The sequence below is a fragment of the Paracoccus albus genome (assembly GCF_027913035.1).
In the GTDB taxonomy this organism is placed as follows: domain Bacteria; phylum Pseudomonadota; class Alphaproteobacteria; order Rhodobacterales; family Rhodobacteraceae; genus Paracoccus; species Paracoccus albus.
Genome location: NZ_CP115775.1, coordinates 966986 through 980619 on the forward strand (window position 1 = coordinate 966986; position 13634 = coordinate 980619).

At 59.7% G+C, this 13634-nt stretch carries 16 protein-coding genes; 11 read left to right on the forward strand and 5 right to left on the reverse strand.

Annotated elements, in window-relative coordinates:
- Positions 1–91 precede the first annotated feature (91 nt).
- The 6 genes from PAF20_RS04790 to PAF20_RS04815 all read left to right on the forward strand — a co-directional run bounded on the left by PAF20_RS04790 (position 92) and on the right by PAF20_RS04815 (position 4624).
- Positions 92–694 carry a (d)CMP kinase gene (locus tag PAF20_RS04790; RefSeq protein WP_271073255.1) on the forward strand — a complete coding sequence of 201 codons (603 nt, stop codon included), beginning with the start codon at positions 92–94 and terminating at the stop codon, positions 692–694.
- A gap of 240 nt (positions 695–934) precedes the next feature.
- Entirely contained in the window at positions 935–2614 is a 1680-nt protein-coding gene (gene rpsA / locus PAF20_RS04795; RefSeq protein WP_271072588.1) for a 30S ribosomal protein S1, read from the forward strand.
- A gap of 170 nt (positions 2615–2784) precedes the next feature.
- The gene (gene ihfB, locus PAF20_RS04800; protein ID WP_271072589.1) at positions 2785–3069 is read left to right on the forward strand and encodes an integration host factor subunit beta; all 285 of its coding nucleotides are present in this window, start codon (positions 2785–2787) and stop codon (positions 3067–3069) included.
- 37 nt (positions 3070–3106) lie between these two features.
- The gene (locus PAF20_RS04805) at positions 3107–3508 is read left to right on the forward strand and encodes a LapA family protein (RefSeq protein WP_271072590.1); all 402 of its coding nucleotides are present in this window, start codon (positions 3107–3109) and stop codon (positions 3506–3508) included.
- 1 nt (position 3509) lies between these two features.
- A complete protein-coding gene (locus PAF20_RS04810; RefSeq protein ID WP_271072591.1) occupies positions 3510–4145 on the forward strand; it encodes a phosphoribosylanthranilate isomerase in 636 nt (211 codons plus the stop codon).
- Positions 4142–4624: a GNAT family N-acetyltransferase gene (locus PAF20_RS04815; RefSeq protein WP_271072592.1), complete on the forward strand. Its 483-nt coding sequence runs from the start codon at positions 4142–4144 to the stop codon at positions 4622–4624. Before PAF20_RS04810 ends, PAF20_RS04815 begins: the two co-directional genes overlap by 4 nt.
- Here the strand turns inward: PAF20_RS04815 and PAF20_RS04820 are convergent.
- A complete protein-coding gene (locus PAF20_RS04820) occupies positions 4582–5094 on the reverse strand; it encodes a hypothetical protein (RefSeq protein ID WP_271072593.1) in 513 nt (170 codons plus the stop codon). The two genes, PAF20_RS04815 and PAF20_RS04820, sit on opposite strands and share 43 nt — an antisense overlap.
- Positions 5095–5209: 115 nt before the next feature.
- Here PAF20_RS04820 and PAF20_RS04825 point away from each other — a divergent pair, with 115 nt between their 5' ends.
- A complete protein-coding gene (locus PAF20_RS04825) occupies positions 5210–5629 on the forward strand; it encodes a SufE family protein (protein WP_271072594.1) in 420 nt (139 codons plus the stop codon).
- Here PAF20_RS04825 and PAF20_RS04830 read toward each other — a convergent pair.
- The 3 genes from PAF20_RS04830 to PAF20_RS04840 form a co-directional block, all read right to left on the reverse strand.
- Positions 5626–6375, reverse strand: coding sequence for a sulfite exporter TauE/SafE family protein (locus tag PAF20_RS04830; protein ID WP_271072595.1), 750 nt, complete (start codon positions 6373–6375; stop codon positions 5626–5628). The two genes, PAF20_RS04825 and PAF20_RS04830, sit on opposite strands and share 4 nt — an antisense overlap.
- A gap of 83 nt (positions 6376–6458) precedes the next feature.
- Positions 6459–7172, reverse strand: a complete 714-nt coding sequence (locus PAF20_RS04835; protein ID WP_271072596.1) for a Crp/Fnr family transcriptional regulator — start codon at positions 7170–7172, stop codon at positions 6459–6461.
- A 132-nt stretch (positions 7173–7304) separates the two neighbouring features.
- Positions 7305–7508 (reverse strand): dodecin family protein, encoded by a 204-nt coding sequence (locus PAF20_RS04840; protein ID WP_271072597.1) that lies wholly within the window; start codon positions 7506–7508, stop codon positions 7305–7307.
- Between the two features lie 195 nt (positions 7509–7703).
- Between PAF20_RS04840 and PAF20_RS04845 the strand changes: the two genes are divergently transcribed.
- Together PAF20_RS04845 and PAF20_RS04850 are read left to right on the forward strand one after the other, a co-directional pair.
- Positions 7704–8801, forward strand: a complete 1098-nt coding sequence (locus PAF20_RS04845) for a branched-chain amino acid aminotransferase (protein WP_271072598.1) — start codon at positions 7704–7706, stop codon at positions 8799–8801.
- A 196-nt stretch (positions 8802–8997) separates the two neighbouring features.
- On the forward strand, positions 8998–9582 hold the full coding sequence (locus PAF20_RS04850) for a MarR family winged helix-turn-helix transcriptional regulator (RefSeq protein WP_271072599.1): 585 nt from the start codon (positions 8998–9000) through the stop codon (positions 9580–9582).
- Between the two features lie 107 nt (positions 9583–9689).
- Here the strand turns inward: PAF20_RS04850 and PAF20_RS04855 are convergent, their stop codons facing one another.
- Positions 9690–11213, reverse strand: coding sequence for a YifB family Mg chelatase-like AAA ATPase (locus PAF20_RS04855; RefSeq protein ID WP_271072600.1), 1524 nt, complete (start codon positions 11211–11213; stop codon positions 9690–9692).
- Positions 11214–11345: 132 nt separating this feature from the next.
- On the opposite strand from PAF20_RS04855, the gene coaBC reads away from it, so the two are divergent.
- Both coaBC and PAF20_RS04865 read left to right on the forward strand, forming a co-directional pair.
- A complete protein-coding gene (gene coaBC, locus PAF20_RS04860; RefSeq protein WP_271073256.1) occupies positions 11346–12578 on the forward strand; it encodes a bifunctional phosphopantothenoylcysteine decarboxylase/phosphopantothenate--cysteine ligase CoaBC in 1233 nt (410 codons plus the stop codon).
- Positions 12575–13618 carry a cysteine desulfurase family protein gene (locus tag PAF20_RS04865; protein ID WP_271072601.1) on the forward strand — a complete coding sequence of 348 codons (1044 nt, stop codon included), beginning with the start codon at positions 12575–12577 and terminating at the stop codon, positions 13616–13618. Before coaBC ends, PAF20_RS04865 begins: the two co-directional genes overlap by 4 nt.
- Positions 13619–13634: the final 16 nt, after the last annotated feature.

Sequence of the window (13634 nt, forward strand, 5' to 3'; positions counted from 1 at the left end):
TATCGGGAAACGCCGGCCCAAGTGGCCGGCGTTTTTCATTGCGCCGACCCGTTTCAGCGTGGCACATCCACTAAAGATCAGCGAGGATGAGATGCCTTTCACAATCGCCATTGATGGACCTGCCGCCTCTGGCAAGGGAACGATCGCGAAGGCCTTGTCGCGGCGTTTCGGCTTTCATCACCTTGATACCGGGCTTCTTTATCGTGCCGTCGGTGCCAAAGGCGGTGATCCGCTGGAAACCGCACGCTCGCTGACGGCGCGGGATCTGCAGCGCCCCGATCTTCGCAGCAACGAGGCGGGGCAGGCGGCCAGCAGGGTTGCAATCATCCCCGAGGTCAGGCTCGCCCTTGTCGAGTTTCAGCGCCGTTTTGCGATTCAGGAACCCGGCGCGGTTCTGGATGGTCGGGACATTGGCACTGTCATCTGCCCGAATGCCGATCTGAAGCTTTATGTCATTGCGTCCGACGAAGTGCGCGCTAGACGACGCGCCAGCGAAATTGGCGCCGATCCCGCAGAGACGCTTGCCGCATTGCAGGAACGCGATGCGCGGGATCAGGAAAGAGAGACGGCACCGCTGCGGCCGGCCGATAATGCGGTCATACTGGACACGACCGAGATGAGCATCACCGAAGCTGTGACAGATGCTGTCAGGCTGGTAATTGCCCGGCGCAAAGGCGACGGAAAGCTGACCTGACGTCAATCTTGTGGATTTTTTGCGCCTTTGCGTGCCGTGTCCCAGCGAATACGGGCTTGTGATTGCTGCGGATACGGCCTATATGGCCGCCCAAGTCTATCGAATGACATGGCCACAACAGGCCTTTTTCTGATCGGGTCGGGCGATGTGCCACGACCCTTTGTCGTTCCGAAGGGCATCATACAGACCGGCGGATCCAACCGTCAGGCCAGAAAACCAATGTAAGGAAACTGAAAGCTTATGGCTGAACGCGCAAGCATGGAAGAATTTGAGGCTCTGCTGAATGAGAGCCTCGACATTGACACCCCGGATGAGGGCTCTGTCGTCAAAGGCAAGGTTATCGCCATCGAGGCGGGCCAGGCCATCATCGATGTCGGCTACAAAATGGAAGGCCGCGTCGATCTCAAGGAATTCGCAAACCCCGGCGAAGATGCCAACCTGACCGTTGGCGACGAAGTCGAAGTCTATCTGGACCGCGTCGAAAACGCCCGCGGCGAAGCTTCGATCAGCCGTGAAAAGGCCCGCCGCGAGGAAGCCTGGGACCGTCTGGAAAAAGCCTATGCCGCAGAAGAGCGCGTCGATGGCGCCATCTTCGGTCGCGTCAAGGGTGGCTTCACCGTCGATCTGGGCGGTGCCGTGGCTTTCCTGCCCGGCTCTCAGGTTGATGTGCGTCCCGTGCGCGACGCAGGCCCGCTGATGGGTCTGAAGCAGCCCTTCCAGATCCTGAAAATGGACCGCCGCCGCGGCAATATCGTCGTCTCGCGCCGCGCCATTCTGGAAGAAAGCCGCGCCGAGCAGCGTGCCGAGGTCATCTCGAACCTGTCCGAAGGTCAGACCGTTGACGGTGTCGTCAAGAACATCACCGAATATGGTGCCTTCGTGGATCTGGGCGGTGTTGACGGCCTTCTGCACGTCACCGACATGGCATGGCGCCGCGTCAATCACCCGTCGGAAATCCTGTCCATCGGTGAAACCGTCAAGGTTCAGGTCATCAAGATCAACCGCGACAGCCACCGCATCAGCCTGGGCATGAAGCAGCTTCAGGCCGATCCGTGGGATACCGTGGCAGAGAAATTCCCGATCGGTTCGGTCCATCAGGGCCGCGTGACCAACATCACCGATTACGGCGCTTTCGTCGAACTGGAAGCCGGTATCGAAGGTCTGGTCCACGTGTCCGAAATGAGCTGGACCAAGAAGAACGTCCATCCCGGCAAAATCGTCTCGACCTCTCAGGAAGTCGAAGTCATGGTGCTGGAAATTGACGAAGCCAAACGCCGCGTGTCGCTGGGTCTCAAGCAGACGCAGCGCAACCCGTGGGAAGTCTTTGCCGAAACGCATCCGACTGGCACCGTCATCGAAGGCGAAGTCAAGAACATCACCGAATTCGGTCTGTTCGTCGGCCTCGAAGGCGATATCGACGGCATGGTTCACTTGTCGGACATCTCGTGGGATGCCCGTGGCGAGGACGCCATCCAGGACTTCCGCAAGGGCGATGTGGTGAAAGCCGTCGTTCAGGAAGTCGATATCGAGAAAGAGCGTATCTCTCTGTCGATCAAGGCGATTGAAAACGAAGCCATGGCCGAAGCCGTTGAAGGCGTGAAGCGTGGTGACGTGATCACCGTGGCCGTGACCGCCATCGAAGACGGCGGGATCGAGGTGGAATATAACGGCGCCAAGTCGTTCATCCGCCGCTCGGATCTGGCCCGCGACCGTCAGGATCAGCGTCCGGAACGCTTTGGCGTCGGTGACAGCGTCGATGTTCGCGTGACCAATGTTGATGCGAAATCGCGTCGTCTGGGTCTGTCGATCAAGGCGCGTGAGATCGCTGAAGAAAAAGAAGCCGTCGAACAGTATGGCAGCTCGGACTCGGGCGCCTCGCTGGGCGACATTCTGGGCGCTGCGCTGAAAAGCCGCGACTGATCCCCGGATTGATTGAAAACCGCGCCCTCGGCATCACCTGCCGGGGGCGTTTTCTTTTGCGCTCCGCTTTTTTGGAAGAATCTTTGCAACTAAATGATTAACTTCGCGTTTCTTACTCGACGGATGCTTTTGCAACGTCAAATATGGCTTCAGGTTTATTCGGGGGTGACATGATACGGTCCGAACTTATTCAGAGAATTGCCGACGAGAATCCGCATCTGATCCAGCGGGACGTTGATAGAATTGTGTCAACAATTTTTGATGAAATCATTGACGCTATGGCGCGTGGCGAGCGCGTCGAGTTGCGCGGTTTTGGCGCATTTTCGGTCAAGCGGCGGGATGCGCGTTTAGGACGAAATCCCCGCACGGGCGAATCTGTTCCGGTTGAGGAAAAGCATGTTCCGTTCTTCAAAACCGGCAAGCTGTTGCGCGACAGGTTGAACGGAGAGGCCTGATCTGGCAAATCGGGAAGGAACTTATCCGAGGTAGATCATGCGCTTCATCCGGCTTATCTTTGTCATTGCGTTGGCAGTCATCCTGATCGGGATCGCACTGGCCAACAGGGGCGTTGTTACGGTCCGCGCGTTTCCCGCAGGCTTTGAGCAGTATCTTGGCTTTGACTGGCAGCTTAACCTGCCATTGTTTCTCGTGATCTTCCTGTCGATCGTCTTCGGTATCGTGGTCGGCTTCATCTGGGAATGGCTGCGGGAATCGCATATCCGCAGTGCTGCATCGCGCCGCAAGTCGCAGGTGGATCGGCTGGAACGCGAGGTCGGCGATCTTCGTGACCGCCACAACGCGCCGAATGATGATGTTCTGGCGATCCTCGACAGCTCCCGGCCGGCCACATCTTCTGCGCCCGCCTCGGGAACGACCCTGCCGGCGCCGCGCTGAATTGGCGCAGGTCAAGATATGCGGTCTGAAACGGCCTGAACACGTCGCAGCAGCCGTTGACGCTGGTGCCGCGTTTGTTGGCTTTGTGTTCTTCAGCAAATCACCCCGCAATGTGGCGCCGACCGTTGCCGCCGGTCTGGCGGCTGACGTGCCTGCTGGCACGGCCCGCGTCGGTTTGTTTGTTAACCCAGATAACGCTCGTTTGGACGAGGTATTGGGCAGTGTGCCGCTCGACCTGATCCAATTGCACGGTAACGAACCGCCGGATCGTGTGGTGGAGATCAAACAGCTGACAGGTTTGCCGGTGATGAAGGCGGTCGGCGTCGCTGGCCCGGATGATCTGGACGCTTTGTGGGACTATGGTCTCGTTTCCGATATGTTGCTGGTCGATGCCAAGGCACCGAAAGACGCGCCGCTGCCGGGGGGCAATGGGCTAAGCTTTGACTGGCGATTGCTGGTTGGGCGTAAATGGTTGACGCCTTGGATGCTGGCCGGCGGGTTGAGGCCGGATAATGTGGCCGAAGCTGTCCGGCTGACAGGGGCGCGCATCGTCGACGTCTCTTCGGGGGTGGAGGCTGCACCCGGCGAAAAGGATGAACAGTTGATCCGCAGATTCATCGCGGCAGCAGCAGTATGATCCGGTTTCGGCGCGCGACGCGAGCGGACGTTCCGGCCATTGTTGCGATGCTGACGGATGATGTGCTGGGCAAGGACCGGGAAGTGGATGATCTGTCGAGATACCTTGATGCATTCGAGGCGATGGAGCAGGAGGCCAGCAACACGGTTTACGTCGGCGTGCAGAACGGTCACGTCGTTGCCACCTATCAGCTGACCATTATCTCCGGCCTGTCGCTTTCGGCCAGTCGACGGGCGCAGATCGAAGCCGTTCGCGTTGATGCCTCGCTGCGCGGTCAGGGTGCTGGTGCGGCGTTGATTGCGGATGCGGAAGAACGGGCGCGCCTTTCCGGGGCGACATTGATGCAGCTGACGACCAATGCCAGCCGTAAGAATGCGCACCGCTTCTACGAAAAACTGGGCTATGAGCCCAGCCATATCGGCTACAAGAAACCTCTTCAGGGGCGCAGTGAAACCCCTCCGGTCGCTGACCTGATCTGAATTTCGCGTATCCGCGAAAGCTGAATGGTCGAGATGGGCAGCGCGACATTCATCTGATCGACCTGCGGATTCGCGGGCAGCGAGGCTTCGGGGCTGCCTTCCAGCGGCGGATTGCCGACCAGTACGAGGCGCAGGATACCGTCGAGACCGGGCCGAAGTTGTCCCGCGGGCTGGATTTCTTCGGTAATGATTTCCAGATCCCACCAGCCTTTGACGGGCGCAAAGGCCTGAACCACAAGCAGCTGTCCTTCATTCATCGGGCTGAACCCGGCTGAAAGGATCTGAGGAACCGGCTGGCGCGGATCGTCCGCCTGCGTTGTCCAGCCGCCGCGCGGTTCCAGCGTCGTCGGGGCCTGCGATCCGCCACCAAACCAGCGAAGCGGGTTCAATCCGCTGTCACTGCCGATGCGGGAACATCCGCTCGCGGCGATGACGGCGCCAAGGGTCAGGGCGATTGTGGCGATGCGCATGGTCTCTCCGGCATTTATTCATCGCCAGTGATAGGCGATCAGCGCGCGCGGCGCAAAGCCTCTTTGACCTTCCGGGCGCAGCACGTTAGCACGGCGCTGCCTAGGAGTGTGGAACATGAGCACTGACGCCTTTGAAGAAATCGTAGAGACCTTCGAGTTCCTTGATGACTGGGAGGACCGCTATCGCCATGTGATCGAGCTGGGCAAGGCCATGCCGCCCATGGATCAGGCGCTGCAAACGCCCGCCAGCAAGGTCGAAGGTTGCGCCAGTCAGGTCTGGATCGTGCCAACGGTCGAGGACGGACGGTTCGATTTCGTGGGTGACAGCGATGCGCTGATTGTCCGCGGCCTTGTGGCGGTGGTTCATGCGCTCTTCGCTGGTCTGCCGGTGGCAGAGGTTGGCAAGGTCGATGCGGCGCAGGAACTGGGCCGGCTTGGTCTTGACGAACATCTCTCGGCCCAGCGGTCAAACGGCCTGCGCGCGATGGTGGCCCGGATCAGGGAACACGCGGCCTCGGCGGCCTCGGCGGCCTAGGCCACCAGGCGCCACAAGAAGATTGCGGTCATTCCAAAGCCGACGATTGCGATCAATATGCGAAGTGCGGGAACAGGGATGCGACGGGCGACCGGAGCGCCCGCAAGCCCGCCCAGCACGGTCCCCACGCTCATGACGATGGCCGGAAGCCAGGCTATTTTGCCGCCAGAGGCAAAGATAAGCAATGAGACGACGGACAAGGCAAAGCTGAGCCAGCATTTCAGGCCATTCATCGCGTGAAGGTTGGTCATGCCCCACATCGCGAAAAGTGCCAGCAGAACGATACCCAGCCCGCCGTTGAAAAAGCCGCCATATATCGCGACCGGGATCATGGACCCGGCGCCGAATGCGGTCACGGCCCCACGCCGCCTTGCGGCCCATTCGCGGATTTGCGCCCCCTTCAGGAATACCAGCGTAGCACCGAGCAGCAGGAAGGGTACGAGTGCCGCGAAGGCCGCGTTGGAAGAGATCAGCAACAAGCCCGATCCGATGGCCCCGCCCAGCATGGTCAACCCGGTCAGTCGAAGCAGCAGATTGCGTTCTAATTCGGCAATGTCTTTTCGAAAGCCGATAGCAGCCGACAGGTATCCGGGCATGGCGGCGACAGTCGATGTCGCATTGGCGGTAATCTCTGGGATTCCCGCGAAAACCAGCGTGGGAAACGTAATGAATGTGCCCCCGCCGGCGATCGCGTTCAGCAGACCGCCGAACAGCCCGGCCACAAAGATCAGAATCAAATCAGACATGGCCGGCACGCTTGCACGCAGACAAACCAGAGGAAAGGCCAAACTGCCGGGCAGGTTCGCTAACCTGCCGTACTCATGCAGGCTCAGCGCATCCAGGGTTGTCCTTTGTCCTGATTGGCAATCTCTCTCAGCCGGTCGAGATCATCTATCTGCGCGGTATTGCCTTCGATATGGACCCCGAAATCGCGCAGCTTGGCAAATGCCCGCGAGAGGCTTTCCGGTTGCAGACCCAGTTGTCCCGCGATGAGGGCCTTGTTATAAGGCAGCGCAAGCTTGGGTACCGCCCCGTTCACCCCATTCGAGCCGGTCTCGGCCAGGTCGATCAGGAACTCGGCCAGCCTTTGCACGCCGGAACGTGCCTTCAGACGCTCGACCTGTTCGACGAGACCATGCAGGTGGACATAACTTGCGGCCAGAAGGTTCAGCGCCAGAGAGGGATCTTCGGCGATCTGACGGCGCAGTCGGACACCGTCGATCTGCAGTAGCGTCGTGTGTGTAATTGCCTCGGAAGAGACGGGATAGCTTTCTTCACGCAGGGCAACCGCCTCTGCAAAGCTGCGGCTTGGTCCAAGGACGGAAACCACGGCTTCCGCGCCGCCGGGCGATATGCGAAACAGCTTTACCGCGCCTTCGACGATCAGAAAAATTGCGGTCGCAGGCTCTCCCTGCAGGAAAATCACGTCGCCCGGCCTGAATTCGCGCTGAATGGCGCAATCCAGCACACGCGCAAGCGCGTCTTCGGGCAAATGCCCCAAAAGGACCGAAGATTTCGCGACGGTCGCAAAGTCTAGCTTCATGGAAATGTCCGGGACAATGAATGAACTGTCTCTATGTTTATGTATTTACCGTGCCTTGGCAATGCGCGTCAGGCGGAATACCGGGGTGGTGCGCCGGGGCTTTGCGCGCCCCGGCAGCCCAATGTCAGCTTGTCAGTCGTCAAGCACGAAGGTCACCATCAGATTGACGCGATAGCGCGTGATGGCGCCATTGTCGCAATCGACGGTATGTTCCTTCACCCAAGCACCCTTCACATTGCGCAATGTCTCATTGGCACGCTGGATGCCATTGCGGATGGCGTCCTCGAATCCGGTTTCCGAGGTTGATGAGATCTCTGTCACGCGTGCAATAGTCATATCGTTTCCTCCTTGGTTGGGGCAGGTCAACGCATCAGGTGCCGGAATGTTTCGGATTTTGCGCTTTCCTTCGCGGTCGCGCCGCGTTTCTGATGATGCACAGCCAAATTCGGCCTGCTATGTAGGGACAGGTTCCGGGCGAGCGGCCATTTCCGCTGCAACTTCGCCGGCGAACATAAAAAGGGGAAGTCAGTCATGGAAAAACGCCAAGCCGGTCAATTCGCAATCGAACAATCAGCCACGCCCGTCCCGGCGGCAGAGCGTGAGGCGATGGTCGCCAATCCCGGTTTCGGAAAATACCTCACTGACCATATGGCGACGATCCGCTATTCCGCCGAGAAAGGCTGGCATGATGCAAGGATTGGTCCGCGCGAAAACCTGTCCCTGAATCCGTCGACGATGGTCCTGCACTATGCCGGTGAGATATTCGAGGGCATGAAAACCTATCGTCACCCGGATGGCGGCGCGGCACTGTTCCGCCCTGACGCGAATGCGCGGCGTTTCAATAATTCTGCCGCCAGGCTGGCGATGGCGCAGATCCCCGAAGAGCTTTTTGTCGAATCCGTTCGTGAGTTGGCGCGCATAGATCAGGCGTGGATTCCAAGTGAAGGTGATGGCTCACTCTACATGCGCCCGTTCATGATCGGGACAGAGGTGGCAATCGGCAATCATCCGTCTGACAGTTTCCTTTACGCGGTGATCGCGTCGCCCGTAGGTTCTTATTTCAAGGGCGGCGTGTCTGGCGTGTCCGTCTGGGTTTCCGAGGACTTTACCCGTGCAGCCCCCGGCGGAACCGGCGCTGCGAAATGCGGTGGCAACTACGCCGCAGCCCTTGCCGCGCAGGCAGAGGCTGCAAAGCAGGGCTGCGAACAGGTTGTATTCCTTGATGCCGTAGAGCGCCGCTGGATCGAGGAGCTGGCAGGTATGAATGTGTTCTTCGTCTTTGAAGACGGAACGCTTCAGACGCCTCCGCTAACGGGCACGATCCTGCCGGGTGTTACGCGTGATTCGCTGATCCAGCTTGCAAGGGATAAGGGCATGACCGTGCATGAGACGCCCTATGCTATCGACGAATGGCGCCGTGACATCGCGTCCGGCAAACTGGTCGAGGTTTTCGCCTGTGGCACGGCGGCTGTGGTCGCGCCGATTTCGCAGATCAAGGGACAGGGGTTTGACCTGAAGATCGGGGATGGTGGTATGGCGCCGGTGACCGCCGACCTGCGCAAATCGCTGACCGATATTCAGTTTGGCCGCGCCGATGACCCGCATGGTTGGGTCGACCGGATCAGCTGATCTGTTTCTCAAGAGGCTAGCCGGACGCTCTGCGGTGTCCGGCGATGTTTTGCCTGACGACCAAGCGCACCGATCTTTCTGCTTGCCCCCTAAAGCCCTGCCGCTGGCGGGCTGCCAGGCGTTGGTGGCATCCTAATTCGAGGTAAAAGAGAATTAACCATTTAGTCGAATGATTCTACAAAAATGCAGCTAGAGATTGAATCGGTCAGCGATATCGCCGTATTTTCAACGGAATGGCAACTTAGCGTCATTTGGTTGTTGGGGGTGCGATATGGTGCGCGTCACAAAATTGGCGACCTCGTCAGGATTGGAGGTTGAGCTAGGTCCCCTTTCTGGCGACCTGCTGTTTCTTGCGCGCAACCTGCACATCCTGCTGCGTGGCGAAAGCTTCTCAATTCGGCAGAATATGGGGATGGAAGCTGGTGTGATCGCAATTCTCAGCGTGGTTTGGCTGAATCCGGGTATTTCGCAGAACGAACTTGCCTCGGCCATCGTGCTGCGCAAGGCGGCGGTCACCAAGCTGGTCAAAAAGATGGAGGCAGACGGCCTCTTGAGCCGGCGGCGCACGTCGCATGACCGGCGTACAAACTCGCTCATGCTGACCGAAAAGGGGCAACAGACCATCGCAAAGATCAGGCCTATGACTGCCACACTTCAACATCAATTGTTCGAGCCTATAGACGCGGAAGAGAAAGAGGTTTTCTTCGATGTACTGACAAATTTGGTGGCGCAGCTCTCTGGTCGGGTCGCGGCCTTTCCTGAAGATGACGAAGAGGATTGATCTGCTTGTCAGGCTGCATCTCACGCCTGTGGTTTTGCCAAAAGTTAGAGCAGGCTGTTTTATGATCTGATCTTTGCGCTCATGAGGTTCATGCACCACGGGATAGATCAGATGCCGGGAATAAATGGCAAGCGGTAACTGATGGCTTCGGCTAGGTGTTTCGAATGAACCTTCGGGCTGGCTTCCAGATCAGCGATGCTGCGCGCGGTGCGCAGAACGCGGTGATAGCCCCGAGCTGTCAGGCCAAGTTTTTCCGCGGCGCGATGGATCAATTTGCGGCCTTCGTCGTCAGGTGCCGCGATCTCTTCGAGCATGGCGGGTGGGGCGTCAGCATTTGATCTAATCTTGCGATCCTGAGCGAGGTTCGAAAAGCGTTCGGACTGACGCATTCGTGCCCCCGAGACCCTGCGCGCTACTTCTGCGGTTGTTTCGCCCGTCGCGGGCTGGTCAAGCTCGCCAAAGCTGACGGCGGGGACTTCGATCCTCAGATCAAAGCGGTCCATCATCGGGCCAGAGACCTTGCCAAGATAGTCTGCCCCGCATGTCGGAACCCTTGCACATGCCCGCGCGGCATCGGCCAGATAGCCGCATCGACAGGGGTTGGCCGCAGCAACCAGCAGGAAGCGGCACGGATAGCGGATATGGGCGTTTGCGCGCGCGACGACCACTTCACCCGTCTCGATCGGTTGTCGCAGCGTTTCCAGAACCTGCCGCGAAAACTCGGGCAACTCGTCCAGAAAAAGGACACCATTGTGCGCAAGGCTGATTTCACCTGGCTTCGCGCCGCGACCGCCACCGACAAGGGCTGCCATAGAGGCCGTATGGTGCGGGTCGCGATAGGGCGCATTGCGCGGGATGCCACCATCTTTCAGCAATCCTGCCAGAGAATGGATCATCGACGTCTCAAGCGCTTCTGCCGGTGTCAGCGGCGGCATGAGGCCGGCGAGACGGGATGCCAGCATTGATTTGCCGGCACCGGGCGGGCCGATCATCAACAGATGGTGTCGGCCTGCCGCTGCAATTTCCAGAGCCCGCTTTGCACGTTCCTGCCCTTTGACGTCGCGCAGATCGGCCTGCGTGGGGCGGGTACATGCCTGTCCCGGACTGGCACGCGAAAGGGGGGCGCGGTCGCTTAAATGGTCGATGACCTGCCGTAGATTTGCCGCAGCAAAAACCGGGACGCTGCCGACCCAGGCTGCTTCGGGACCGCAGGCCATGGGGCAGATCAAAGCACGATCATCTTCGGATGATGTCATGGCTGCGGGCAGGGCCCCCACAACCTGTACAAGCCTGCCGTTAAGGGCCAGTTCGCCCAGCGAGACGACATTTTCAAGATTTTCGGCTGGTACGATCTCCAACGCCGCAAGGATTGCCAGGGCAATCGGCAGGTCGAAATGTGATCCTTCCTTCGGCAGATCGGCGGGGGAAAGATTCACCGTGATCCGCTTCGACGGCAAGGCGATGGACAGGGCATTGAACGCCGCTTTCACACGCTCTTTCGCCTCTGACACGGCCTTGTCGGGAAGACCGACGATCGCGAAGGCGGGCAAGCCGGGTGCGACCGAAGCCTGAACCTCGACCAGCCGGCCTTCGACACCTTCGAAGGCCACCGTATACGCAATTGCCACCATTCCCGACCCTTCCTGCCGATCAGGTTAGGGGTGCTGAGCTTAAGGATGCGTTAACGGCAGCGCCGGGCGCGGCTTTTCTTGCCGTCTGGGCTTTGTTGCCCTATCTCGGACGCACGGATCTGATTGGGGACGATTATGCAGGGCAACCGCATTCTATTGGTCATCGGCGGCGGGATTGCCGCCTATAAATCGCTGACCCTGATCCGCGACCTGAAGCGGGATGGGTTGCGTGTCGTGCCCGTTCTGACAAAGGCAGCCGAACAGTTCGTCACGCCGCTTTCGGTTGCCGCTCTGGCGGGAGAGGACGTGCATCGGGATCTTTTTGACCTCACGCGTGAGGCGGAGATGGGGCATATCCAGTTGTCGCGTGATGCCGACCTTGTTGTCGTTGCGCCCGCAACTGCAGATTTGATGGCGAAGATGGCCGGCGGCCACGCCGACGATCTGGCCTCTACCCTGCTGATGGCGACCGACAAGCGGGTGCTGATCGCGCCGGCTATGAATGTGCGGATGTGGAACCATCCCGCCACGCAACGGAACCTTGCGACGATGAAGCAGGATGGAGTTCTGACCGTTGGCCCCGATGAAGGCGACATGGCCTGCGGTGAATACGGCCCCGGCAGGATGGCGGAACCGGTTCAGATTGTGGAGGCCATTCGCGATGCGTTGGGTGGTCGCCGCGTTGCGCCGTTGAAGCTCGGTCCGGCTGTGGCGACGGGCAGGCTGGCTGGCAAACATGTCGTCGTCACCTCTGGCCCGACGATGGAGCCGATTGATCCGGTCCGCTACATTTCGAACCATTCCTCTGGGGCGCAGGGAACTGCAATCGCCGTGGCCCTGCGCGATCTTGGCGCCAGGGTCAGCTTTGTCACCGGCCCCGCAACCGTGTCCCCGCCCGAGGGGGTAGAGGTCATCCGTGTCCAGACTGCCGATGAAATGCGGGCGGCGGTAGAGGCGGCTTTACCAGCCGACGCTGCAGTCATGGCTGCGGCCGTTGCGGATTGGAAGGTCGCCAACAGGGCGGATCAGAAGATGAAAAAGGGCAGGGACGGGATGCCGGTTCTGGAGTTTGCGGAGAACCCCGATATCCTTGCCTGGGTCAGCCAGTTGAAGACGCGGCGTCCTGCCCTGGTGGTTGGTTTCGCAGCAGAGACGGAAGATGTCGTTTCCAATGCGACGGCAAAGCGCAGGCGCAAAGGCTGTGACTGGATCGTTGCGAATGACGTCTCGCCCTCCACCGGTACGTTTGGCGGTGAGGACAATACGGTGACGCTGATCTCGGACGACGGTGCGGAAAGCTGGGCGCGCATGGGCAAGGACGAGGTCGCCCGGAAGCTTGCGGCACGGATCGCAGAGGCATTGTGATGCGCGAATATCTGGACTGGAACGCCACAACGCCGCTGCGCGACGAAGTGAAGTCGGCCATGATTGCGGCGATGGAAATATCGGGCAACCCGTCCTCGGTCCACTCAGAAGGGCGGGCGGCCAAAATGGCACTTGAGCGCGCGCGCGAAGAACTCGCTGCGGCACTGGGCGCAGAGGGGGCGGATGTCATCTTTACCTCTGGCACCACGGAAGCGGCTGCGATGGTGCTTGCCGGGCGCGGCGTGCATTGCGCGCCGGTCGAACACAGCGCGGTCAAGGCGTGGTGCGAGGAAGATCTGGCCGTTGACCGGAACGGTATCGTTGCGGTGCCGGACCCCGGCAGCGCGACGTTGCAGCTTGCCAATAACGAGACCGGCGTCATTCAGTCCCTGTCGGAAGGTCTGGCCTCTTCCGATCTGACGCAGGCTTTTGGCAAGATACCCTTTGCGTTCAACTGGCTGGGTCTGACGGCTGGCTTTGTCAGTGCGCATAAACTGGGCGGTCCCAAGGGAATCGGTGCGCTGATCCTGAAAAAGGGCACGGAAATAGAGGCACGGATTCGCGGCGGTGGCCAGGAACAGGGCCGCCGCGGCGGGACAGAGAACTTCATCGGCATCCTGGGTTTTGCCGCAGCCGCCAAGGCGGCCCAGAAAGAGCTTGATTCGGGTGTCTGGGAAGAGGTTGAGGCCCGCCGCGATGCGCTTGAGGCCCGTTTGCTGGCTGCAGCACCCAACGCGGTGATTGCGGGAAAAGATACGCGGCGCTTGCCGAATACGACCTGCATTCTTACATCAGGCTGGAAGGGTGAAACGCAGGTCATGCAGATGGATCTGGCGGGTTTTGCCATTTCTGCGGGATCGGCTTGCTCTTCAGGCAAGGTCCGGGCCAGTGGCACCCTTCAGGCAATGGGATTTGACGATCAGGCCGCGCAATCCGCGATACGGATTTCCATAAGCCCGGCTTTGGGTGACGATCAGATGAACCGATTTGCGGATGCGTGGGAAACCGCGTATTCACGCTGGCGCGACAGGAATGGCTAGGTGACCGGCCCAGCCT

Coding starts and splice junctions, on each gene's coding strand:
- PAF20_RS04840 (WP_271072597.1), bottom strand. CDS start 7,508: ATGACTATTGCACGCGTGACAGAGATCTCATCAACCTCGGAAACCGGA.
- PAF20_RS04830 (WP_271072595.1), bottom strand. CDS start 6,375: ATGTCTGATTTGATTCTGATCTTTGTGGCCGGGCTGTTCGGCGGTCTG.
- ihfB (WP_271072589.1), top strand. CDS start 2,785: ATGATACGGTCCGAACTTATTCAGAGAATTGCCGACGAGAATCCGCAT.
- PAF20_RS04815 (WP_271072592.1), top strand. CDS start 4,142: ATGATCCGGTTTCGGCGCGCGACGCGAGCGGACGTTCCGGCCATTGTT.
- PAF20_RS04855 (WP_271072600.1), bottom strand. CDS start 11,213: ATGGTGGCAATTGCGTATACGGTGGCCTTCGAAGGTGTCGAAGGCCGG.
- PAF20_RS04805 (WP_271072590.1), top strand. CDS start 3,107: ATGCGCTTCATCCGGCTTATCTTTGTCATTGCGTTGGCAGTCATCCTG.
- PAF20_RS04825 (WP_271072594.1), top strand. CDS start 5,210: ATGAGCACTGACGCCTTTGAAGAAATCGTAGAGACCTTCGAGTTCCTT.
- PAF20_RS04835 (WP_271072596.1), bottom strand. CDS start 7,172: ATGAAGCTAGACTTTGCGACCGTCGCGAAATCTTCGGTCCTTTTGGGG.
- PAF20_RS04790 (WP_271073255.1), top strand. CDS start 92: ATGCCTTTCACAATCGCCATTGATGGACCTGCCGCCTCTGGCAAGGGA.
- PAF20_RS04820 (WP_271072593.1), bottom strand. CDS start 5,094: ATGCGCATCGCCACAATCGCCCTGACCCTTGGCGCCGTCATCGCCGCG.
- rpsA (WP_271072588.1), top strand. CDS start 935: ATGGCTGAACGCGCAAGCATGGAAGAATTTGAGGCTCTGCTGAATGAG.
- PAF20_RS04845 (WP_271072598.1), top strand. CDS start 7,704: ATGGAAAAACGCCAAGCCGGTCAATTCGCAATCGAACAATCAGCCACG.